Raw genomic sequence first — 22,827 nt, forward strand, 5'->3', positions numbered from 1 at the left:
TGGCTATCGGGTACGGGGGTGTCAAGTCACGGAAAAATGCCCGCCAAACGCGGGACAAATGCGCGAAATACCTACGCCACACCGGCCGCCGGAACGTCCGGCAGCCGCGTCAATCGGGTATCTTTTCGCGGCCTCGCGCGAGCGCGATTTACGCGCTGGCGCTGCTTTCGACTGCACGGTCGGAACGGTCCGCATAGATGTAGAGCGGACGCGCGGTTCCCTCGACGACTTCGCGCGAGATCACCACTTCCTCGACGCCTTCCAGACCCGGAAGATCGAACATGGTCTCGAGCAGGATGCTTTCGAGGATCGAACGCAGTCCGCGCGCGCCGGTCTTGCGCTCGATCGCCCTGCGGGCAACCGCGCCAAGCGCCTCGTCGGCGAAGGTGAGTTCGATGTTCTCCATCTCGAACAACCGCTGGTACTGCTTGACCAGCGCGTTCTTCGGATCGGTCAGGATCTTCTTCAGCGAAGCTTCGTCCAGGTCTTCCAGGGTCGCGACCACAGGCAGGCGGCCGACGAATTCCGGGATCAGGCCGTACTTCAACAGATCTTCCGGCTCGACGTGACGGAAGATTTCACCGGTGCGGCGGTCTTCCGGCGCCAGAACCTGCGCCGCGAAACCGATCGAGGTCGACCGACCGCGCGCGGAGATGATCTTCTCCAACCCTGAGAAGGCGCCGCCGCAGATGAAGAGGATGTTGGTCGTGTCGACCTGCAGGAACTCCTGCTGCGGATGCTTGCGGCCGCCCTGCGGAGGCACGGAGGCAACGGTGCCTTCCATGATCTTCAGCAGCGCCTGCTGCACGCCCTCGCCCGACACGTCGCGGGTGATCGACGGATTGTCCGACTTGCGGCTGATCTTGTCGATTTCATCGATATAGACGATGCCGCGCTGCGCGCGCTCGACATTGTAGTCGGCCGACTGCAACAGCTTCAGGATGATGTTCTCGACGTCCTCGCCGACGTAGCCGGCTTCGGTCAGCGTCGTCGCATCGGCCATCGTGAACGGCACGTCGAGAATGCGCGCCAGCGTCTGCGCCAGCAGCGTCTTGCCCGAACCGGTCGGACCGATCAGCAGGATGTTGGACTTCGCCAGCTCGACGTCGTTGTGCTTGGTCTGGTGATTGAGCCGCTTGTAGTGATTGTGGACGGCGACCGACAGCACCTTCTTGGCATGGCTCTGGCCGATCACGTAGTCGTCCAGGACCTTGCAGATTTCCTTCGGCGTCGGGATGCCGTCGCGCGACTTCACCAGCGAGGACTTGTTCTCCTCACGGATGATGTCCATGCAGAGTTCAACGCATTCGTCGCAGATGAATACGGTGGGACCCGCGATCAGTTTGCGGACTTCATGCTGGCTCTTGCCACAGAACGAGCAATACAGCGTGTTCTTGGAGTCGCTCGTGCCGACCTTACTCATTCTTATCTCCGTCCGCCGTTCGATCCCGTTGCTCGATCGACCCATTCCGGTACGTGACCGGACCTGATGTGTAGATAGAGCAAATTCCGTACCAGAAAAGACCCTTACTCATTACGCCCGTGCGAATCACGGCTTACTCGAATCTCCCGCGATCTTATCCGATCCCTCACAGCCAACCATGCTGACACCCGACTATCAAGAATTCGCTAACCGGGCGCGGATCGGACACCGTGACAATACCGTGATTTTCGGCTTGCGCACGGGGGAAAACCGACAAATTCGTCAAAGCGTTGCGCGATTGCCACGCCGGCAAAGCAGCACGAAACCGGAACTTTCTGCCTATGCTCTTCCTATTCTTGGGCATAGGCAGACCGCGCGCGGCCAGATTTGCCGGATGCAAGCGCGTCGAGCTCAACGCGAATTGCCGTACCCCGCAACCTTACGGGGTTTTGGTGGCAGCGGCTTCCTCGGGCCGCTTGGCGATCACCTTGTCGACGATGCCGAAGTCGCGGGCCATGTCGGCGGTGAGGAACTTGTCGCGCTCCAGCGCATCCTCGATCGCCTTGTAGGTCTGGCCGGTGTGATGCACGTAGATCTCGTTGAGCCGCTTCTTGAGATTCAGGATCTCCTGCGCGTGCAGCATGATGTCGGTGGCCTGGCCCTGGAAACCGCCGGAGGGCTGGTGAACCATGATGCGCGAGTTCGGCAGCGAGAAGCGCATGTCCTTGTGGCCCGCGGCCAGCAGCAGCGAACCCATCGAAGCCGCCTGCCCCGTGCACAGCGTCGATACCGGCGGGCGGATGAACTGCATGGTGTCGTAGATTGCGAGCCCCGATGTCACCACGCCACCCGGCGAGTTGATGTACATCGAGATTTCCTTCTTCGGATTCTCGGCTTCGAGGAACAGCAGCTGCGCCACCGTCAGCGTCGCCATGCCGTCTTCGACCGGACCGGTCACGAAGATGATGCGCTCTTTCAGGAGGCGCGAGAAAATATCGTAAGCGCGCTCGCCGCGGTTGGTCTGTTCGACGACCATCGGCACAAGGTTCATGTAGGTCTCAACGGGATCGCGCATTAGTCACCCTAAAGGTTTGGCGGGGGCGAACATCCATCGGCACGATGCCAGCATTATGACTGGCGGAGTTTGCCGGGCGCGGACGAACGTCCCGTGATGCAGGACTTCGAATTCAGAACTCTCAGATATGAGCCAATTTCCCGGCGACAAGACCGGGCAATTGCGAGCTGAATGAGACGAGTTCAAGCTGATTCGCAGCCGGTCGCCTAGCGACGGAGCCCGTCGCCAAGCGGCTTTAGCGGTTCATCATTAATGCGAACCTGACGCAAGAGCCTTATCGGTTACGCGTTTTCTTTACGCGAACCGGCGTCCACTTCGCTCGAAAACGCTATAGAGCGCCCGGTCTCACCGGTCAGGCGGCGCTCTTCTCGGCGTCGTCGTCCTTGAACAGGTCTTCGCGCGAAACCTTCTTTTCGGTCACGTTTGCGAGTTCGAGGATGAAATCGACCACCTTGTCTTCATAAATCGGCGCACGAAGCTGGGCCAGCGCGTTGGCATTGCTGCGATAGTAGTCCCAGACTTCCTTCTCGCGGCCTGGCATCTGGCGCGCCCGCTCGATCACGGCGCGGCTGACTTCGTCGTCGGTCACGGTGATCTTGTTCTTCTCGCCGATCTCCGACAGCACGAGGCCGAGACGGACCCTGCGGTCGGCGATCTTCTGGTACTCTTCCTTGGCGGCCTCTTCGGTGGTGTCCTCGTCGGCAAAGCTCTTGCCTGAGGATTCCATCTCGGCCTTGATCGAGTTCCACATCAGGTTGAACTCCTCACCGACCAGCGACGGCGGCGCCTCGAACTTGTGGCTTTCGTCGAGCCGGTCGAGCAGCGCCCGCTTGACGCGCTGGCGGGTCGCACCGGCGAATTCGGCGACCAGGCGCTCGCGCGCGGCTTCCTTCAGCTTGTCGAGCGATTCGAGACCAAGCGTCTTGGCGAACTCGTCGTTGACCTCGGTCTCGCCGGGCGCCTCGATCAGGGTTGCCGTGGTTTCGAACTCGGCCGGTTTTCCGGCGAGCTGCTCGCTGGCGTAGTTCTTCGGGAATGACACCTTCAAAGTGCGGGTCTCGTTGGCGCCGATGCCGACGAGCTGCTCCTCGAAGCCGGGAATGAACTGGCCGGCGCCGATCACGACCTGGATGCCCTCGCCGGTGCCGCCGTCGAACGGCACGCCGTCGATCGTACCCTTGAAGCTGATGGTGACGCGGTCGCCGTTCTCGGCCTTGGCGCCTTCGGTCTTGGCGGCATAGGGGCGGTTCTGTTCGGCGATGCGCTTGATGGCTTCGTCGACCTCGGCGTCGGTCACCTCGACCACCGGCTTCTCGACCGAAAACGACTTGAAGTCGGCGAGCTGGATCGTCGGCACGACCTCGATCGCGACCGTGTAGGTCAGGTCGGTCTTCCCTGAGAGAAGCTCCTCGACCTCTTTTTGCTCGGTCGGCATCGTGATCTTCGGTTCGGTCGCCAGCTTGAAGCCGCGATCGGTGAAGATCTGCGTGTTGGTGTCGCGAATGGTCTGGTCGATGGTCTCGGCCATCACCGAGCGGCCATACACCTTCTTCAGGTGGCTCACCGGCACCTTGCCCGGGCGGAAGCCGTTGAGCTTAACCTTGTCCTTGAGGTCGACCAGCTTGGCGTCCGCCTTGGCATCGAGATCCGATGCGGGAACGCTGATCTTGAACTCGTGCTTCAATCCCTCGGCGAGGGTTTCGGTGACCTGCATGGTGTCAATCTTCTTCCGCTTGCGCCGGGCCAGATGGCCCTGACAGTGTTCAATCTGGTCGACGCGCAGCCTATTGGCCTGCGCCGGTGGTTCGGCTGACCCTTCCCCAACCGGGAAACAGGCCCTCCAGTATTCGTCATGCAAACGCTTGAATAGAGCGCTTGGTGCGGGCGGAGGGACTCGAACCCCCACAACTTTCGTCACTGGAACCTAAATCCAGCGCGTCTACCAATTCCGCCACGCCCGCGTGATAGCATCCAGTCCGGCCGCGATGCCGCGAGCGGCGGGCTTATAACATGCGCCCACCGGTCCGCAGCAAAAAAATGGGCTCGCTGGCAGGTCCGGGGCAAGGCGCCACAGGCTGGACAGACATCCCCAAAAATGGTCCGCATCGGTCCGATGACAAGCCCCAAATTGAGCCCAAAATCCGTTCTGGACCGACGCGAGCTGATGGCCGGGCTGGGCGCTGTGGCGCTCGCCCCGTTCTCGCCCGCAGCAGGCCTCGCGCAAGGGCTGGCTCAAGGGCGGCCCGTGGCAGTTCAGGCCAAGCCCGCCAGCCTCGCGCTGCGCCCGGACGCGGCCGCAACGCCGATCTGGGCCCTGCAGGGGCCTGAGCTCGGCTTCGGGCGCGGCGAGACCGTCGAGATCGCCTTTGCCAACGAACTACCGGTCCCGGCCCTGCTCGACATCCGCGGACTGGACGGCGTTGCCGCGGCCGAGCCGCTGACCGGCCGCGCGCCGCTCGCAGCCGGGGCAAAAGAAACCCTGCAACTGCCTCTGCGGCATGCCGGAACGCTGCTGTGCGGGCTTGGGCTACACGGCGACGGCCAGGCCCGGCCGTCCCAGGTGCGGGCGCTGGTGGTCCGCGAGAGCCAGCCCGTTGCGGTCGACCGCGACGAGGTGGTCTTGATTGAGGACTGGCGCATCCGCGCCGATGGAACTGCAATCCCGCCGGGCATGGATCCCGGCGATTCGATGCCAGTCCAGACCATTAACGGCCGACCTTCGCTCGATCTCTCAGTTCGAAGCAATGAACGCGTAAGGCTACGCTTCATCAATGCGGGCCAGCGCACTGTTTTTGCAGCCAAACTGGACGGGGTCGAGGTTCGCGTCATGGCCCTCGACGGGCAGCCAGCCGAGCCGTTCGTGGCCCGAAATGGCGCGCTGGTGATCGCGCCGGGCGGCCGGGTCGACGTTTTCGTCGACATCACGGGTGCGGCGGGCACGACCTATCCAGTTCTGCTCCACGACGGCCGCAACGCCCGCCCGATCGGCAAACTGACCGTCTCGAACGAACCGCCGCTCCGCCCCGCGCCGCAGCCCGCGGCCCCGCCGCTGCCCTCCAACGGCCTGCCGGCGCAGCTCGACTTGAAGAGCGCCTCACGGGTCGATCTGGCGCTCGGCGGCCCACCGGCCGAATGGGGACCGCCGGCGACCTTTTCGAAAAACGCCCCGCCCGCCTTCCGGGCCAAGGCCGGACGTACCGTCGTGCTGGCGCTGACCAACCGCGCCGCGATCGCCACCGTCTTTCACCTTCGCGGCCATCATTTCCGGCTGCTCGACCGGCTCGACGATGGCTGGAAGCCGTTCTGGCTCGATACGCTGGCGGTCGAGCCCGGCCAGACCCAGCGAATCGCGTTCTCAGCCGACTATGTCGGGCGCTGGCTGATCGAACAGGTTGCGGCCGACTGGGCCGCGCCACGGCTGGTGCGGTGGTATTCTGTAGAGTGAGTTTTAGTAGTCGATCCCGAACGCGTCGTAGAGCCGGCGCAGCACCGCAGGCAGCACTTCGGTGAGATCTTCCGCGATCAGGCCGGGGCCGGCTTCGCGCGCGCCTTCGCCGTGCATCCACACCCCGATGCAGGCGGCCTCATAGGCCGGCACGCCTTGCGCCAAAAAACCCGCGATCATACCGGCCAGCACGTCGCCGGCGCCGGCGGTCGCAAGCCACGGCGGCGCGTTGCTGGCGATGCTGGCGCGCCCATCCGGTGACGCCACCACCGTATCCGGTCCCTTCAACAGCACCACGGCGCCGCAGCGTTCGGCCGCGGCGCGCACGCGTTCGAGCTTGGAGCGGCCCGGATGCTTGTTGCTGCTGTCGCTGAACAGACGCGGAAACTCGCCTTCATGCGGGGTCAGCACCACCTGCGGATCTTCGCTGGCCTTGATCTGCTCAAACAGGCGGTCCGGCGCCTCGGCAAAACTGGTCAGCGCGTCGGCGTCGAGCACGAGGCTACGTTTGGCCGACAGCGCGGTGTGAACGAGATCGCGCGTCCGCGCACCGACGCCAGCCCCCGGCCCGATCACGATGGCGTTGAGGCGCTTGTCGTTCAGCATGTCAGCAAATTCGACCGGCGTGTCGACCGCGCGCACCATCACCGCGGTCAGCGCCGCGGCGTTGACGACGAGCGCATCGCGCGGCGACGCCACCGTGACGAGGCCAGCGCCGGCCCGTAGCGCGCCGCGGGCGGCGAGCCGCGCCGCACCGGTTGATGTGAGATCGCCGCACACCGCGACGGCGTGGCCACGGGCATATTTGTGGCCGTCGATCCCAGGCACGGGAAAGGATTGTTGCCAGGCTTCCGGAACGTTCTCAAACGTCTGCGGCCTGATTTCGTCGAGCACGAGCGCGTCGATCCCGATATCGGCGACGCGGACGTGGCCGCAATGTTTGCGTCCGGGCATCAACAGATGCGCCGGCTTGCGGCGGAAGAAGGTCACGGTTTCGACGGCGTCGATCGCAGCGCCCATCACCGCGCCCGACGTGCCGTTGATCCCGCTCGGCAGGTCGACCGCGAGCACCGGCGCACCGTTGGCGTTGACAGCCTCGATCATGTCGAGCGGATCGCCATTGACCGGGCGATTAAGTCCGGCGCCGAACAGCGCGTCGATGATCAGCGCCGGCTTGCCGATCGCCTGCGGGTTGAACGGCAGCACCGGATATTTCCAGCCGCGCGCGGCCAACGCCGCGTCGCCCGTGAGGCTGTCGCGCTCGCACAACAGAATGACCGAAACGTCCCGGCCGCGGGCCGCAAGTTCAGCCGCCGCGACAAAACCGTCACCGCCATTGTTGCCGCGCCCGGAGACCACCACGATCGGCCCCTCCGCGACCAGATCCATTGCGGCCTCGGCGACGGCTTGGCCCGCGCTCATCATCAGCGCGAAACCGGGCGTGCCACTGGCGATCGTCAGCCGGTCGGCGCGCTCCATTTCCGTCGTGGTCAAAACTTCCATGCCGAATCCTCAGTCCGATCGCCTCTTCCGGAGGCACACCACATCGCTAAAATACGGCCTGTTTTATCGCGATTGCATACGAATTGACCGCTTTGCCTATTTGGTGAGCTTCGCTATCATGCGCCGCGTGGCCGAGCCTCTTCCGTTTGCCCGTTAAAAGTCTGATAACATTCCAAAATCAGGCGCATTAACAACTTGGCATAGACCCTGCTTTTGGGGAAGCCGGCGACGGGGCCGGCTTGGGATTGTCGAAGTTCACGACAATTGTGAGCGTTTTCGGTCTCTTGCCAGACGGCGCCAAGCGCGACATCGAAACTATCTGCACTCTGTTATTTTGAAATGCCCGGGAGGCGCTCAGTGAAGAAAATCGAAGCCATCATCAAGCCATTCAAGCTCGACGAGGTTAAAGAGGCGCTTCAGGAAGTCGGACTCCAGGGCATTACCGTCACCGAGGCCAAGGGTTTCGGTCGGCAGAAAGGCCACGCTGAACTGTATCGCGGTGCGGAATATATCGTCGACTTCCTGCCCAAGGTAAAAATCGAGATCGTGATTTCGGACGAACTGGTCGAGAAGGCCATCGACGCGATCCGCCGCGCCGCCCAGACCGGGCGCATCGGCGACGGCAAAATCTTCGTCTCCAACATCGAAGAAGCGATCCGGATCAGAACCGGAGAATCCGGGCTGGACGCTATCTAAGCCGGGTGCTATCCCGAATTTTGCGACTTAAAAAGAAAAAAAGGCTGCTTCGGCGGCCTGATTTCGTTTGTGAAACCCGGGTGTTCGAAATTTAGGCGTTTCGAAATCTGGCGTTTCGCTGGCGCAGTCTGATGTCGCTGAATTCTGGAAACCGCATCCATAAGAGGTATTCATGAAGACCGCCAAAGACGTCCTCAAATCGATCAAGGACAATGACGTAAAATACGTCGACCTGCGCTTCACCGACCCGCGCGGCAAGTGGCAGCACGTGACTTTCGACATCGGCATGATCGACGAGGAAATCTTTGCCGAAGGCACCATGTTCGACGGCTCCTCGATTGCCGGCTGGAAGGCGATCAACGAATCCGACATGTGCCTGATGCCCGACCCCGTCACCGCGACGATCGATCCGTTCTTCGCCGAAACCACCATGGTCATCACCTGCGACGTGCTGGAGCCGACCACCGGCGAGCCCTACAACCGCGACCCGCGCGGCATGGCCAAGAAGGCCGAGGCGATGGTGAAGTCGATGGGCGTCGGCGACACCGTGTTCTTCGGACCGGAAGCCGAGTTCTTCGTGTTCGACGACGTGCGCTTCGCTTGCACGCCCTACAACACCGGCTTCAAGCTCGACTCCTCCGAATTGCCGACCAACTCGGACACCGAGTATGAAGGCGGCAATCTCGGCCACCGCATCCGCACCAAGAGCGGCTACTTCCCGGTCCCGCCGCAGGACTCGGTGCAGGACATGCGCTCGGAAATGCTCGGCGCCATGGCCAAGATGGGCGTCAAGGTCGAAAAGCATCACCACGAAGTCGCTTCCGCCCAGCACGAGCTCGGCATGAAGTTCGACACCATGACGCTGATGGCCGACCAGATGCAGGTCTACAAATATTGCATCCATCAGGTCGCGCACATCTACGGCAAGACCGCCACCTTCATGCCGAAGCCGGTCTATGGCGACAACGGCTCGGGCATGCATTGCCACCAGTCGATCTGGAAGGACGGCAAGCCGGTATTCGCCGGCAACAAGTATGCCGACCTCTCGGAAACCTGCCTGCATTACATCGGCGGCATCATCAAGCACGCCAAGGCGATCAACGCCTTCACCAACCCGTCGACCAACTCCTACAAGCGCCTGGTCCCGGGTTATGAAGCCCCGGTGCTGCTCGCCTACTCCGCGCGCAACCGCTCGGCCTCCTGCCGCATCCCCTACACGGCGAACCCGAAGGCCAAGCGCGTCGAAGTCCGCTTCCCCGACCCGATGGCCAATCCCTATCTCGGCTTCGCCGCGATGCTGATGGCCGGCCTCGACGGCATCAAGAACAAGATCGATCCGGGTCCGGCGATGGACAAGGACCTCTACGATCTGCCGAAGGAAGAGCTGAAGCAGATCCCGACCGTGTGCGGTTCGCTTCGCGAAGCACTGGAAAACCTCGACAAGGACCGCGGCTTCCTCAAGAACGGCGGCGTGTTCGACGACGACTTCATCGACGCCTACATCGAGCTGAAGATGAGCGAAGTCGAGCGCTACGAAATGACCCCGCATCCGGTCGAATTCGACATGTACTATTCGCTGTAACGGCGAAACCCTTCATTGCACCCATGCCAAAGGCGCCCCTCGCGGGGCGCCTTTCTCGTTGTGGCGCGGCAAGCGTGCCTCGTCACATGGTTGCCGACAGGCCAAGATGAAGCGATGAAATCCAGACAATTCCTTGCCCCCCCCGGTCGCCGCCTCCGGCGCTGTTCAAGACTCAAGGACGGCGCGTTCAACGGGGATTTGAATGATCCAAGCCGTGCCTTGTTCGGAGTTGACACTCACGCTTCCCCGCACCTGTTCGACAAGTCGGCGCACCAGGCCGAGTCCATGCCGCTTACTTTCGGCTTTGGGTGAGAAGCCGGTGCCGTCGTCGCTGATGTGCATGGTTGCGAAATCGCTGTCAGTGCAACGCACTGACACTAGAATTGAACCTCTCCTGCCGCCGGGGAATGCATGGTCATAGCTATTGGTGACCACCTCCGCGACCACGATACCCAACGCTGTCACCACGTCGAGATCGAGCACGATGGCGTCGCTATCGCAAGTAAGGGTAACGCTATCGGCCGCGCCTCCCTGGATCTCGGCGAGATTGACGCACAGCGATTTTATATAGCCTCCGAAATCGGTCGTTCGCGTCATCTCGTTTCCGAGCAGATGGTCGTACACCTGTGCCAAGGTCGAAACCCGCCGCGAGATCGCCTTGATGCCGCGTTGCCCCGCCTTGTCCGGCGTGTCGTCCAGTTGTTTGCTCAGCATCCCGTAAACCAGCTGCAGATTATTGCGCACCCGGTGTTGCAACTCTTCGGCGAGAACCTTTTTCTGTTCCAGCAGCCGATCCTTCTCGTCGACCAGGACTCGCATCCGCTCGACGGTGCTCTGCAGGATGCCGGTGCGTGCAGATGTCGCGACAGCTTCTGCGAGGACATTGGCGAAACCGGTCAGGAAATCGATGTCGTGCTGGTCGTAATCATGTCGTTGGTTGTTGTCGATCTCCAGCACGCCGTAGGGCTGATCCTCGCTGCCCTTGATAATGACGTCGATGGTCGAGACGATGCCGTGCTCGGCATAGAACGCCGGCAGCTCAAAATCATTGTCCTTGCGCAAATCGTTGCAGATCGACGGCTTTTCGGTGATGAAGGCGCGCCCCTGCGGTGAGGTTACGTCGGCCCGCGAGACGACATTTCCGATGACGCCGGTGTGCCAGCCATATCCGGCCTCAATGAGAAGATCGTTTTCCCCTTCGCGATAGCGGCACACCTTGGAATACGGCACGCTGAGACATTCAGCACAGACCCGAGCCGCTTCCGTCAGGATTTTCAGCAGATCGCTCTCACGAAGGGCAAAGCTGCCAAACTGGGCAACCGCCGCCTGCTGGCGAAGAAGCTTGCGAACTTGTGTGTCGTTTTCACTCATGCCGGAGCCACGTGAGAGTTTGCTGCCGGCTGTAGCAACCGGAAGCCCTGGGGAAATGGTGGCTGCGCCTTTCCCGTGGTGACAATCTCGGCGACGATTTGCAGGCCGCGAATGAGATCGACAGAACGGTAGGGTTTGGCAAGACAGGCGTCGCCGTTGGTCAGAACCACCTGTGACATGTTGCCGGTGACATAAAGAATGCCCGGCCTGCCATCGGCGGCCAGTTGAGCTGCGACTTCAGTCCCAAGCCCCCCGCCGGCCAGCCGCAGATCAAGGATGACAAGGTCAGGCGCGGAATGCCGTATGCGCGCGACCGCGTCGCCGACCGTGCGGGCGATGCCGGTCACCTTGTAATCGTGCTCGACAAGAAGCTCTTCCAGGAAATCCGCCAGCATGAGGTCGTCCTCAACGATCAAAACCTTGAGCATGCACAGTCCTCCAGCTCAGGGTCCGATCGAAATCGAACGTCCCTGCTTGCCTGACGAACCGCGTTCCGGTCTCCCAAGGGACGCCAGACCACAACATCTGAATATGGGGAATGAGCGCGCGGTACCGCCGCCTTGCATAACCAACAGGCCGCTGCGGGAATGGTTCCGCCGCGGACTTCACGTTGCGGAGTCCTTGATCTCGCACGTCCTCCACCCGCGCCAATCCACGTCCGGTTTGGAACTCTGGGCTTCACATGGGACGTCGCAGTTCAGAAAACGCAACCTGCGACTCAGCCCCAAATGGTTTGCCCGGTCCGCGAGCAAAGTCTGGTCAATTTTGACCACGTCCGCGCCTCGTTAAGCGGATCGAAGGTCTTTAGTGAACAGACTTCCAACGCGCCGACGCGCATGGTGTGAGTGCACCGCGTGGCGGCGAGGTGAATCTGGCGGAACGCTCATGACCAAGCCATGGCAGACACAATCCAGGAAAGTAGAAGCAGGCGCTCGGCACGGTAAACCGCTGCGTGGCGCGGTCAACGTTCGATCCGGGTCACGGAAAATGACAGCGACTCTGAAGCGGAGGGCGTTGAGGAAAAGGCCGCCCAAGCCGGCAGCTGCGGCGCAGTCCGTGATCGAATGAAGGTTGCTCGTCGCTCGTTGGCTAATCCCGCTTGATCTGGGGTTTGTCGTGCAGAACGGCATTCAACAGCGAGTTATGGACTTCTATTTTTCCGTTATAGCTGATGAGTCCGAGTTTGCGGAATTTGTTCATGAAAAAACTGACGCGGGATCGGGTGGTGCCGATCATCTCGGCCAGCGTCTCCTGCCTGATTGCGGGATTGATCGGCTGAGGGCTCCCTTCCTTTCCGAAGTGCGCGAGCAGGAGGAGAAGGCGCGCGAGCCGTTTCTCGCTGGAATTGAACAACTGATCGATCAGGTCTTCTTCAACCCGGCTGTTGCGCGTCAAAAGATACGCCATGAACATCTCAGAAAATTTCGGCTCGGTATGAAGGAGGCTAATCATCGCCTCCTTCTTTATCGAGGTGAGCAGGCATTCTTCCATCGCCGTCGTGGTTGCAATACGCAGTTGATGGCCGTTAAGGCAACCCTCGCCGAAAAACTGACCGGGTTCTAAAATTGCAACCACGGCTTCCTTTCCTTGCTGGGACAGCACCGCGAGCTTGACCCTGCCTTTCTGGATGTAGAATACCGAACCGGCGACGTCTCCCTGCGTGAAAATGTGTTCGTCCTTGTGAATTTCGAGGATCGTTCTCCCTGCTCCCACTTTGGCAAGAAACATCTTGGGATCAAAAGAGCCTTTGGCCGGCTTCCCCATGCAATGCCCTCCCCTTTTTTACAACTATAACGGGCAATGCAGTCGTTGCGGAATTCCTACTTTGGTCGAAGAATCCGTTCGGGACCGCATCCGGTCGAATTCGACATGTACTATTCGCTGTAACGGCGAAACGCTTCACTGCACCAATGCCAAAGGCGCCCCTCGCGGGGCGCCTGTCTCGTTGTGAGTCCAACAAGTTCGTCGAATTCTCTATCCATTCGAGAACAAGCGGTTCGGCGCCAGATCCGTTCTGGCTGTCATCGCGGATGCGCGTCCTGTTCCGCGATGCGCTGCCACAGCGCCCGGATCATGTCCTGCATTCGCAGTGCATCTTGCCAGCGATCCGATAATTCCGCCCCGTCGGGTCCCGTGATGGCATAGGGCGGCGGGCCGAGTTCGCACAGGAAAGTCAGCATCGCATCGGGGCCTGCCCGCTTGCGCCAGGAGCGGATGGCGTATTCCCACCAGCCCATGAACAGATCGACCCAACCCTGATGCTGCGGAAAGCCCAGCGAGATCTGCACCTGCTCGCGGCTGGCGATCCGTCCGTGGATTCCCCAGGAGTTGTCGAGAATGCGGTGGATCATCGCGTGATTGATTTCGTCGACGGGCCAGGCGAACTCGCGACCAACCAGATAATGCGAAACATCGGCGGTCAGCCGCAGGTCGGGAAAGCAATCCAGCAGTTGCAGCGTGAAAAACAGATCGGTGGTCATGCGGTCGCGGTGGGTTTCCACATGCACCGCGACGCCGGCCTGCTCGCCGAGCCGGCGCCAGCCCTCGAGCAGCGGAATACAGGCTTCAATCCGCTGCGGCCGCACGTTGGGCTGCAAGTTGACGTGGTCGGCGCCAAGCCTTGCCACCAGCTCCAGCACCGGTTTCAGATCGTCGACGCCGGTCGGGTAGCACTGCGCCTGCCAGATCATGCCGTGGTCGCGCAGGAAGGAAGTGACCTCCGCGGCAAAATCAGGATCGATGAACCGGACGCCGGCGCCGTCGAAGCCGGCGTCGCGGATCATCGCAAGCTGGGTCTGCAGCGGCCACTCCGCCGCATCCACCCGCCGCCGCTCCATCGCCCAGAGCGACTGCAGGATACGCAACTGCTGCGCCATGATCGGGACCTGGTCTAGGCCCGCGCCGGCATCGCCGCCGCCCGGATGGCGACACCGTCCGTGGTGTTGTCGACCGTGATGCTCTCCTGATAGGTCTCGGGACCGCACCAGATCGCGAACGCGGTGCATGCTGCGAGGAAGGCCGCGTAGCAGGCGACCGGCCACCAGCTTCCCGACCATGCCACCAGCGACGCGGCCAGGAACGGCGCCGGGCCGCCGGCGAGCAGCGAGCCGAGTTCGCGCGCAAACGCGAAGCCGGCGAAACGCCGCTGCGGCGGGAACAGTTCGGCGAAGTAGGCGGCCTGCGGTCCGAACATCGCCGCTGTCACCACGGCGCGCGCACCGATAAAGGCGACCGCGATCCAGATCCACTCCTTGGTGCCGACCAGCAGGAAGAACGGGAACGCCCATACGATGCCGGCGAGTGCGCCGAACATGTAGACCGGCCGTCGTCCGATGCGGTCGGAGAGCGCGGCAAATCCCATGATGGCGAACAGCTCGATGACGAAGGCGAGCATCAGCGCACTCAGCGCCTCGGACTTCGGCACTCCGAGGGTGGTGATGACATAACTGAGGCCGAACACCGGAAACAGATAGCCGAGACCGTTCTCGGCCAGCCGCGCCCCCAGCACCACGAAGAAGTTTCGCGGATGCCGCTTCAGCGCCTCCATCGCCGGGTTGCGCTCGACCTTGCCGCGCGCGACGACGGCTTCGGTGAACACCGGCGTCTCCGTAATCTTCAGGCGGACGTAGATGCCGACCACGATCAGCAGGAAGCTTGCCAGGAACGGAATGCGCCATCCCCATGACATCAGATCTTCGCGCGGCAACAGCGTCACCAGCGCGAAGGCGCCGGCGGCGAGCAGATTGCCGATGGAGACGCCGAGTGGTGCGAAGCCGCCCCAGAAGCCACGATGTCTTGGCGGCGCGTTCTCGACCAGGAAGATCACCGCGCCGCCATATTCGGCGCCAGCTCCCAATCCTTGTACGACACGCATGGCGACCAGGAGCGCCGGCGCCCAATAGCCGATCTGGGCGTAGGTCGGCAGCACGCCGATCAGCGTGGTACCGACACCGATCATCAACAACGTCGCCACCAGGACGGGTTTACGCCCGAAGCGGTCGCCCATGATACCGAACAGGACGCCGCCGAGCGGCCGCACCACGAAGCCGACGCCGAAGGTCAGGAACGCCAGCAGGGTGCCGACCACGGGATCGCTTTTGGGAAAGAACAGTTCGCCGAACACCAATGCGGCGGCGGTACCGTACAGGAAGAAGTCGTACCATTCGAGCGCGGAGCCGATACTGGCTGCCAGGATCACGCGCAAACGCGAGCGATTGTCAGTCTTGGCTGTGATCTCCGTCATCGTTTCCCCCGGTTTGATTTTTTGTCATTTTGTTGGATCGTCGCGAGTCTTGTCTGGGAAGTCTTGTCTGATAAGTCGTCTCGTCGGCGCCCGCGTGCTTGGCACGGGCGCATTCGCAAGCTTCAGGCGGCGCGGGTGAAGTAGGACTTCTTCGCGGCGGACTGGGTTTCGTAAATCGATCCCTGCCGCTTGGCCGGCGGCAGCGGCAGCCGCACCGGAACGTCGGTCATCCGCGGTGCAATGACGGGGTCGCCGGACAAAAGGCGGCTGTTGAACTCGTCAAAATCCTTCACACCCATCAGCGGCCAGGCGTCGCTGGCAGCGACTTCGTAGAGCAGGAGATTGCGCGGACGATCCGAGGTGTTCATGGCCGATCCATGCAACGCGCGAACATGATGGAACGACATGCTGCCGGCTTTGCCCATGCACGGTACCGCGCGTTCGATTTCGTCCTTGATGCTGTCGGGGTCGATCAGGCCGGCGAAGCATCCGTCGTCGCCGTGATGGTTCCAGACCTCGCGGTTGTGCGTGCCTGGAGTCACCAGCATCGGCCCGTTGGCGAGATCGCAATCGTCGAGCAGCACGCCGATCGCGAGCACGTCGTCATTGGTGTGCGGATAGAACGCCCAGTCCTGATGCCATTCCACCGGAGAGCCATACTGCGCCGACTTCATGTTGAGTTTTGAGCCGTGCAGCCGAAGGCCCGGGCCGAGCAGTTTTTTCAGGATGTCGAGCACGGGTTCGCTGCGCACGATTTCGTCGAACAGTTTGTGCACCTTGTGCGGCGTCTTGATGCGGCGGACCCGCGGGCTTTCCGCGGTGTGGCCCGGCTCCAGGTCATAGACGTCGGTGTGTTCAAGGGTTTTGGCCGATCCGGCGACCAATTCCGCGATCACCGAGCGGACCTGGGAGAGCGTATCGGCCCCCAGGACCTCGGGCACCACGATCACGCCATCGCGTTGATAAGCCTGCACATCCTTCTCTGAGATCATCGGGCTTCTTCCCATATGGTTACGTTGTCATTCCAGATGTTAACGTTGTCATTTGCCATATTCAAGCCGAATCGTGCATTCCTGACCTGCATTCGCTAATGTCTGCCCAGATGAGCATTGCAAGCCCAGAAGAGCCCCATTCCGTCCCGACGCTGTCGGCCGTGGCCAAACTGGCCGGCGTATCGTCGATTACCGTGAGCCGCGTGGTGCGTTTGCCGGATCTGGTGGCGCCGGAAACAAGGGGCCGGGTCGAAGCCGCGATGCGCGAACTCGGCTATGTGCCGAACCAACTCGCGGTCGGATTGGCAAGGGCGCGCACCCGCTCGATCGGCGTGCTGGTGCCAACGATTGCCAATTCGATCTTCGCCGATACGGTGCAGGGCCTGTCCGACGAATTGGAGCCGCGCGGCTACGCCGTGATCCTGGCCCAGTCGCGCTACGACGCTGCACGTGAAGATCACATGCTGTCGGCATTGCTGTCGCGGCGCCCCGAGGCGATCATCATGGTGGGCTCGCCCGCCACGGAGGACGGAGCGCGGCTGCTGCGGCGCGCGGGAATTCCCGTCGCGGAAACATGGGATCTTCCGGCGGCACCGATCGACGCGGTCGCCGGCTTCAACAATTACGAAGCCGGCGTTGCGGTGGCACGCCATCTGGCCGGGCAAGGTCGCAAGAGCCTGGCGTTCATCGGCGGCGACGATCCGCGTGCCACCCGTCGTTGGAATGGATTCAACGACACCGCGCAAGAGCTGGGCATCAAAGCGCCGCGCCGGCTGGTCCTGGATCGTAACGCCACCGGCAGTGTGGTCGCGCTTGCAGAGTTGCCCGGTATCGATGCGGTGTTTGCAGCGAACGACGCGCACGCGATCGGCTTCATGTCCGGTCTGCGAACGGCGGGCTTGTTGCGCAATGGCCCGGCCGCGGACCAACCGGTTGCGGTCATCGGCCTCGGTGATCTCGAAATGGGCCGTCTGATCGCACCAACTCTCTCCACTGTCCGCGTCAATGGTGATGCGATCGGGCGCACTGCTGCAAAATTGATCCTGACGCGGGAGGGGCCGCGTCATATCGATCTCGGATTTGAACTCGTCCTTCGGGATAGTGGCTGAATTCCCGAACTGGCCCGAGGCAATGGCCTCCTGGGTAGCCACTTCCGCCGATATTCTTCATGTCGTCGCGCGCTATGCGCACAGCGCGCGGTGACTCGAGTGGGTCGGCTGGCCATGGACGCCCGACGAATTCGATCGAATTGAAGTATTTTCACAAGCGAACAGTTTTCCATCACGGAAACAGCTACACCGCATTCAAAATTCATTAAAGGTTGTGATGCTGCTATGCGCCCGCAAAGCGGGAGCACATCCATGCGTCTGGCAGCCATCGGAATAGTTGCAGCGGTCATTGGCGGTACGGCCTTCTACGACAACTACGACAAGAAGACCAACTTTCAGCCCGTCAACGCGCGCGTCAGCGCCGTCAACGAGCAATGCTATCTGGAGAAGTCCGAGCGCGGGATTCTCACGAGGACGACGTCGACCTCCGACCTGACGCGCTGCGAGGTCGCCGAGATCCTGACGCGCCACCATCCGAAGTGGCAAGGTTATGACATCAAGCACAGGATCGATGTCAGCTTTGCCTATGTTTCGCCGGTGGACGGCGCAACGCACACCGGAAGCCACCAGATGTCCGCCTTCCCCGACGGCAAGCCGCTGCACGCCGGCGACGTTCTCCCGATCCGGGCTTCGAAGATCAAGGCGGACACGACGCGCGGAGCCTAGGCTGCGGCGGGCGCGTTGGTTTCGCCGCCCGCGCCATCTTTGTGGCGCCGCCCGGGCGAAGCTAACCGCTGTCCAGCAGTTTCGATATTTTTCGCAGCATTCGGCTTGAAGAGCCGAGATCCTCGAAGTGAAGCGCGGCGACTTTCTGCAACAGCGATTGACCTCTTTCCGTGAGGGTCACCAGCACCCGCCTCTTGTCGTAAGGGGTCATATCGTTCTCAATTCATCCGGCGCTGTACGAAGCGGGCAACGTCATTACCACGCATCACCCCTTCGGCGGGCTCTCCTTCAGGAATCGCTCGACGTCCTCCTGCACCGAATACGGCGTCGGAATGGGATCGCCGACATGATCGAGCGGCCGCTCGAGGCCGAGGCGCACCATCCGCGCCAGCTCGGCCCTGCGGTACGGCTTGGTGAGCAGCAGCACGCCCTCGCCGAGGCCGCCATCGGAACTGAGCACACCAAACGTGTTGCCGGAGGTGTAGAGCACCCGGAGCGGCTGTCGCAATCCGGCGACTTTCTCCGCCAACTGCCGACCGTTCATGTTGCCGGGCATCACGATGTCGGTGAACAGAAGATCGAACGCGGTCCCGGCGTTGACGAGTTCGAGGGCTGCGGCCCCGTTCGGCGCCGATATCACCGCATAGCCGAGGTTCCTGAGCCGAACCGTCACGAGGTCCCTCACGAAATCATCGTCCTCGACGCACAGGATCGTCTCGGTCCCGCCGCGCAGTTCTTCATCGCCCACTGCGGCCACCGACGCCGACGGACCGCTGTTGGCCTTCGGCAGATAGATCCGGAACGTGGTGCCCTTCCCTTCCTCGCTGAGCACCACGATGTTGCCGCCGGATTGCTTGACGAATCCAAACACCATGCTGAGCCCAAGTCCGGAGCCGGTGCCGAACTGCTTGGTGGAAAAAAACGGCTCGAAAATCCGCTCGCGGATCCCGGCCGGAATGCCGGCGCCGGTATCGGCAATCTCGATGACGACGTAGTCGCCGTGGCCGAGCCCGTTCGCCGCCGCCTCATGCGCGTCGAAGCTGACATTGTTGGTCCGCAACATCAGCCTGCCTCCGTCGGGCATGGCGTCCCGCCCGTTGATCGCGAGATTGACCAGCGCCGAACTCAACTGGCTGCGATCGACCAGAGCCGGCCAGCCCTGCTCGTCGAACACCGTCTCGATCTCGAGCTGCCGGCCGAGTGTCGGCGACAGCAACTGCACGACTTCCCCAACCAGCACGTTGACGTCGGTCTCGACCGGCTGCAACGGCTGCCTGCGGGCGAACGCCAGCAGATTGGCCGTGAGCTGGGCGGCGCGGTTGGCCGCGTCATCGATCATCTTGACGATTCCCGCGAGCGCGGGATTGTCCTGGACGCCTTCGGCCAGGATCTCGATCGTACCGGTGATCACGGTCAGCATGTTATTGAAGTCGTGAGCGATGCCGCCGGTCAATTGCCCGACCGACTCCATCTTCTGGGCCTGGAAAAGCTGTTCCTCCGCCGCGCGCTTGGCGGTGATGTCCCGCACGAACGCATTGATGATGAACCGGTCGCCGCGACGCAGCGCGGTGAGCGACACCTCGGCAAAAAATTCGCGGCCGTTCTTGTGCAGCAACGGTGCTTCGTAGCGCCCGCCGGTGGCGTCGGCCGACGCCTCGCTCAGGAAGTGGTCGACCCATTGCCGGTGCACAGTGCGTTGCGATTCAGGAAATACCAGCTCGTCGACACCCCTGCCGACCGCTTCCGCGCGGGTCCATCCCATCAGCGCTTCGGCGTTCGGGCTCCAGTCGAGGATCACGCAAGTTTCATCGGTCTGGACGAACGCGTCGAGCGCACTGTCGACGATCGACTGCGCCATCTGCTCGCTGTCGATCAGGGCCTGATACGCCCGCTTCTGTTCGGTCACGTTGCGAACCAAGGCAACCGCCCCGCAAAGGTGACCTACCACGTCGCGCAATGGACGCGCCGTCGCCGCGACAGTCTCCCGGACACCGGTCGCTTTGGACTCGACGACGAACTCCAGGTCGTCGATGCGCTCGCCGTGCAGTGCGCGCGTCATCGGCGAATCCTCGGGCGCCGCGCGTGTCACACCGTCTGCCAGGAAATACCTGAACGGGTTCGATCGAACGATGATCGAGAGATCGCCCCCCATCAGCCGCTTGGCAGCAGCGTTGGCGACCACGATCTTTTCGTTCACATCGATGACGAGGACGGGATCGCTGATGCTCTGCACGGTTTGTTCGAGCAGTGCCAGCCTGGTTCCAAGCCGGGCCGACATGTCCGCGAAGGCAGCGGCGAGATCGGCAATTTCGCGACAGCCGTCTGCCGGCAAAACCATCGGCTGGCCGCGCGGCAGCGCTCTGGCGGCGGCGGTGAGCTGGCGCAGCGGGCGCGACAGCGACCTGGCGATCGCCACGGCGAGCGCCAGTGCAACGACCATTGCGATCGCCGCACCGGCCAACGCGGCGCTGGCGAGCGCCGCCAAACTCACGCCCGTGAGGAAATAGTAGGCACATGCCCCCACCAGGCAGCACGCCACCACGACCAGCAAAACCATCGCCAGCGCGAGACGGCTTGATAGCGTCATTGCCTCTACCGGTCTCGAAATGTTGGATAGGCACCTGATTTGGCGCCACGTAAAGGGCTCAAGTATCGGCCACGAAAAACGTTGCCGCAGCAAACCTAACCGACTTCATCAGCCCGGGCCCATCATTTCCACCCCGTAAAATTACGGAGCCTGGAGGCCAACGGGACCGGCAACTTCAGGGGCTCGTCACACGCCGAAGATCTTGCTGTAGCGCGCCTTGATCTCCTCGCTCTGCGCCTGCACCGCGGCCGGATCGGCCTTGAGCAGTTTCAGGTTGGCCAGCGGGACATGCTCGCCCTTCTCGTTCACGTGGGCGTGGAACGAGCGATGCGCAAAGACGTCCACCAGCATCTGCTGGGTCTCGGCGCTGAAGAAGAAGCTCTGGAACAGCCTTGCGGCGTTCGGGTTGGGCGCACCGCGGAAGACGCCGGAGGGGACGATGATCAACGGTGATCCCTCGGCCGGATAGACCACCTCGACCGGCTTGCCCTGGTCCTTGAGCAGCACCAGATTGTAGTCGTTGCCGTCGGCCATCACCGCGCGCTCGCCGAGCAGGATCTTCTTCGGCGGATCGGCGGCCGACTGCACCTGCATGACCTTCTGCTGCGCCAGCTTCTCCAGATAGGGCCAGCCGAGGTCGCGCGCCAGCACGAAGGTCGTGGTCAGGATGGCGCCGCTGTAGCCGGGATGGGCCTTGACGATCTTGCCCTGCCATCTGGGATCGAGCAGATCGGCATAGCTCTTCGGCGCGTCTTCGCGCTTCACCAGATTGGTGTTGTAGCCGATTGTCTCCAGCCAGGCGCAGGACGTCGCATACATGCCGTCGGGATCGACCTGATCGGCCGGAAAGTGCTTTGCGACATCGTCCGGAAGATAAGGCGCGAGCCAGTCGTTCTTCTTCCATTCGAGATAGTGCGCGGGGTCGGTCGAGTTGGCGACGTCGACGGCATTGATGCCGCTGCCCTGCTCCTGGGCGATGCGCTGGAAAATCCGTTCCGCGCCGGACCGCTCGACGCGCACGGCGATTCCTGGATACTTCGCTTCGAAAGTCCGCGCCAGGCGTTCGGCGGTGGTGAGTTCCAGCGCGCTGTAGAACGACAGCTTGCCTTCCTTCTTCGCCGCCTCGACCAGAGCTGATGTCACTGCCGCCGCAGGAGGCGCCGCCGCCTTCGACGGTTCGGCGAACAGCACGCCGGCCGCAGCCGCGGTGGATGCCCTGAGCAGGTCGCGCCTCGACCATTTGCGGTCCCGCATCGCATCCCTCCCGTGTTGACACGACCGGTCGTGCTGACACGACCGGTTGGTTCCGGCCGCCTAGCTCGCTCGCCGGCGCGCCTTGAGCGCGTCGCCGAACGCCTCGAAAAGCGCGCGGTTGATCGGATTGCGCTGCGGATCGTACTCCGCATGCCACTGCACGCCGAGCGCAAAGCCGACTGCATCGGCGATCCGGATCGCTTCGATGGTGCCGTCTTCGGCAACGCCTTCGATCACGACGCGCTTGCCGGGATCGAGGATGCCCTGCCCGTGCAGCGAATTGACGCGAATGATCTCGCAGCCGAGGATCGCGGCAAAGGCGCCGCCCGGCGTCAGTCTGACGTCGTGCCGGTCGGCGAACACCACCGCCTGATCGGGATGGATTTCGCCGTTCTCGAGCCGGGGCATGCGATGGTTCATGCGTCCGGGGATTTCACGAATTTCCGGATGCAGCGAGCCGCCGAACGCGACGTTCATTTCCTGCAGGCCGCGGCAGATGCCGAAGATCGGCACCCCCTTGGCGACACAGGCTTCCGCCAGCGCGAGCGCTACATCGTCACGGTGCTCGTCGTAGGGTTCGTGCTTCTCGTGCGGTTCGGTCTTGAAACGGGTCGGATGGACGTTGGCGCGGGCGCCGGTCAGCACGATGCCGTCGACCACGTCGAGCAAGGCGCCGACATCGGTGATTTCGGGCGAACCGGCAAACATCAGCGGCAACGCGCCCGACACGTCAGCGACCGCGCGCAAGTTGCGTTCGCCGACCATCTGCGTCGCAAAACGATTTTCGACGCGATGGGCGTTCCCGATCACACCGACCACGGGCCGTCTCATCGCCAAAATTCCGCTGTCATCGTCCTGTGCAAGGATCTTCTGGGTTGGGC

General features: G+C 62.4%; 19 protein-coding genes and 1 tRNA gene. 5 read left to right on the forward strand and 15 right to left on the reverse strand.

The genetic code is table 11. The features are described 5' to 3' along the window. Positions 1 to 148: 148 nt before the first annotated feature. From clpX to BLS26_RS01725, 4 genes are all read right to left on the reverse strand, one after another. Complete coding sequence (gene clpX, locus BLS26_RS01710; protein WP_044542438.1) at positions 149 to 1,423, reverse strand: ATP-dependent Clp protease ATP-binding subunit ClpX; 1,275 nt, start codon at positions 1,421 to 1,423, stop codon at positions 149 to 151. Between the two features lie 439 nt (positions 1,424 to 1,862). Then, positions 1,863 to 2,498 carry an ATP-dependent Clp protease proteolytic subunit gene (locus tag BLS26_RS01715; RefSeq protein ID WP_092507875.1) on the reverse strand — a complete coding sequence of 212 codons (636 nt, stop codon included), beginning with the start codon at positions 2,496 to 2,498 and terminating at the stop codon, positions 1,863 to 1,865. A gap of 352 nt (positions 2,499 to 2,850) precedes the next feature. Next, positions 2,851 to 4,212: a trigger factor gene (gene tig, locus BLS26_RS01720; RefSeq protein WP_092507877.1), complete on the reverse strand. Its 1,362-nt coding sequence runs from the start codon at positions 4,210 to 4,212 to the stop codon at positions 2,851 to 2,853. A 162-nt stretch (positions 4,213 to 4,374) separates the two neighbouring features. Continuing rightward, positions 4,375 to 4,459 (reverse strand) — tRNA-Leu (locus BLS26_RS01725). 203 nt (positions 4,460 to 4,662) lie between these two features. On the opposite strand from BLS26_RS01725, the gene BLS26_RS01730 reads away from it, so the two are divergent. Next, positions 4,663 to 5,943 carry a multicopper oxidase family protein gene (locus tag BLS26_RS01730; RefSeq protein ID WP_244541812.1) on the forward strand — a complete coding sequence of 427 codons (1,281 nt, stop codon included), beginning with the start codon at positions 4,663 to 4,665 and terminating at the stop codon, positions 5,941 to 5,943. 3 nt (positions 5,944 to 5,946) lie between these two features. On the opposite strand, the gene BLS26_RS01735 is transcribed toward BLS26_RS01730, so the two are convergent. Then, the gene (locus BLS26_RS01735; protein ID WP_092507881.1) at positions 5,947 to 7,446 is read right to left on the reverse strand and encodes an NAD(P)H-hydrate dehydratase; all 1,500 of its coding nucleotides are present in this window, start codon (positions 7,444 to 7,446) and stop codon (positions 5,947 to 5,949) included. A gap of 357 nt (positions 7,447 to 7,803) precedes the next feature. Between BLS26_RS01735 and BLS26_RS01740 the strand changes: the two genes are divergently transcribed. Both BLS26_RS01740 and glnA read left to right on the forward strand, forming a co-directional pair. Then, positions 7,804 to 8,142 carry a P-II family nitrogen regulator gene (locus BLS26_RS01740; protein WP_027537227.1) on the forward strand — a complete coding sequence of 113 codons (339 nt, stop codon included), beginning with the start codon at positions 7,804 to 7,806 and terminating at the stop codon, positions 8,140 to 8,142. Between the two features lie 172 nt (positions 8,143 to 8,314). Next, positions 8,315 to 9,724 (forward strand): type I glutamate--ammonia ligase, encoded by a 1,410-nt coding sequence (gene glnA, locus BLS26_RS01745; protein WP_092507882.1) that lies wholly within the window; start codon positions 8,315 to 8,317, stop codon positions 9,722 to 9,724. Between the two features lie 165 nt (positions 9,725 to 9,889). Here the strand turns inward: glnA and BLS26_RS01750 are convergent, their stop codons facing one another. From BLS26_RS01750 to BLS26_RS01775, 6 genes are all read right to left on the reverse strand, one after another. After that, positions 9,890 to 11,095: a histidine kinase dimerization/phosphoacceptor domain -containing protein gene (locus BLS26_RS01750; RefSeq protein WP_092507883.1), complete on the reverse strand. Its 1,206-nt coding sequence runs from the start codon at positions 11,093 to 11,095 to the stop codon at positions 9,890 to 9,892. Continuing rightward, positions 11,092 to 11,523, reverse strand: a complete 432-nt coding sequence (locus BLS26_RS01755) for a response regulator (RefSeq protein WP_092507885.1) — start codon at positions 11,521 to 11,523, stop codon at positions 11,092 to 11,094. The genes BLS26_RS01750 and BLS26_RS01755 overlap by 4 nt, the downstream gene beginning before the upstream one ends. Positions 11,524 to 12,184: 661 nt before the next feature. After that, a complete protein-coding gene (locus tag BLS26_RS01760; protein WP_092507887.1) occupies positions 12,185 to 12,859 on the reverse strand; it encodes a Crp/Fnr family transcriptional regulator in 675 nt (224 codons plus the stop codon). A gap of 257 nt (positions 12,860 to 13,116) precedes the next feature. Next, on the reverse strand, positions 13,117 to 13,971 hold the full coding sequence (locus BLS26_RS01765; protein WP_092507889.1) for a sugar phosphate isomerase/epimerase: 855 nt from the start codon (positions 13,969 to 13,971) through the stop codon (positions 13,117 to 13,119). Between the two features lie 14 nt (positions 13,972 to 13,985). After that, on the reverse strand, positions 13,986 to 15,338 hold the full coding sequence (locus BLS26_RS01770; protein WP_092507891.1) for an MFS transporter: 1,353 nt from the start codon (positions 15,336 to 15,338) through the stop codon (positions 13,986 to 13,988). Positions 15,339 to 15,460: 122 nt separating this feature from the next. Then, positions 15,461 to 16,330 (reverse strand): phytanoyl-CoA dioxygenase family protein, encoded by an 870-nt coding sequence (locus tag BLS26_RS01775; RefSeq protein WP_092507893.1) that lies wholly within the window; start codon positions 16,328 to 16,330, stop codon positions 15,461 to 15,463. 98 nt (positions 16,331 to 16,428) lie between these two features. Between BLS26_RS01775 and BLS26_RS01780 the strand changes: the two genes are divergently transcribed. After that, a complete protein-coding gene (locus tag BLS26_RS01780; RefSeq protein ID WP_092507895.1) occupies positions 16,429 to 17,439 on the forward strand; it encodes a LacI family DNA-binding transcriptional regulator in 1,011 nt (336 codons plus the stop codon). 252 nt (positions 17,440 to 17,691) lie between these two features. Further along, positions 17,692 to 18,105, forward strand: a complete 414-nt coding sequence (locus BLS26_RS01785) for a hypothetical protein (RefSeq protein WP_092507897.1) — start codon at positions 17,692 to 17,694, stop codon at positions 18,103 to 18,105. A gap of 61 nt (positions 18,106 to 18,166) precedes the next feature. On the opposite strand, the gene BLS26_RS35445 is transcribed toward BLS26_RS01785, so the two are convergent. From BLS26_RS35445 to BLS26_RS01800, 4 genes are all read right to left on the reverse strand, one after another. Beyond that, positions 18,167 to 18,316, reverse strand: a complete 150-nt coding sequence (locus BLS26_RS35445) for a hypothetical protein (protein WP_157676256.1) — start codon at positions 18,314 to 18,316, stop codon at positions 18,167 to 18,169. A 54-nt stretch (positions 18,317 to 18,370) separates the two neighbouring features. Beyond that, positions 18,371 to 20,692: a PAS domain S-box protein gene (locus tag BLS26_RS01790; RefSeq protein WP_092507899.1), complete on the reverse strand. Its 2,322-nt coding sequence runs from the start codon at positions 20,690 to 20,692 to the stop codon at positions 18,371 to 18,373. A gap of 186 nt (positions 20,693 to 20,878) precedes the next feature. Further along, a complete protein-coding gene (locus tag BLS26_RS01795) occupies positions 20,879 to 21,946 on the reverse strand; it encodes an extracellular solute-binding protein (RefSeq protein WP_092507901.1) in 1,068 nt (355 codons plus the stop codon). Between the two features lie 60 nt (positions 21,947 to 22,006). Next, positions 22,007 to 22,777: a gamma-glutamyl-gamma-aminobutyrate hydrolase family protein gene (locus BLS26_RS01800; protein ID WP_092517512.1), complete on the reverse strand. Its 771-nt coding sequence runs from the start codon at positions 22,775 to 22,777 to the stop codon at positions 22,007 to 22,009. Between the last annotated feature and the right edge of the window lie 50 nt (positions 22,778 to 22,827).

The organism is Afipia sp. GAS231, assembly GCF_900103365.1.
Lineage (GTDB): Bacteria > Pseudomonadota > Alphaproteobacteria > Rhizobiales > Xanthobacteraceae > Bradyrhizobium.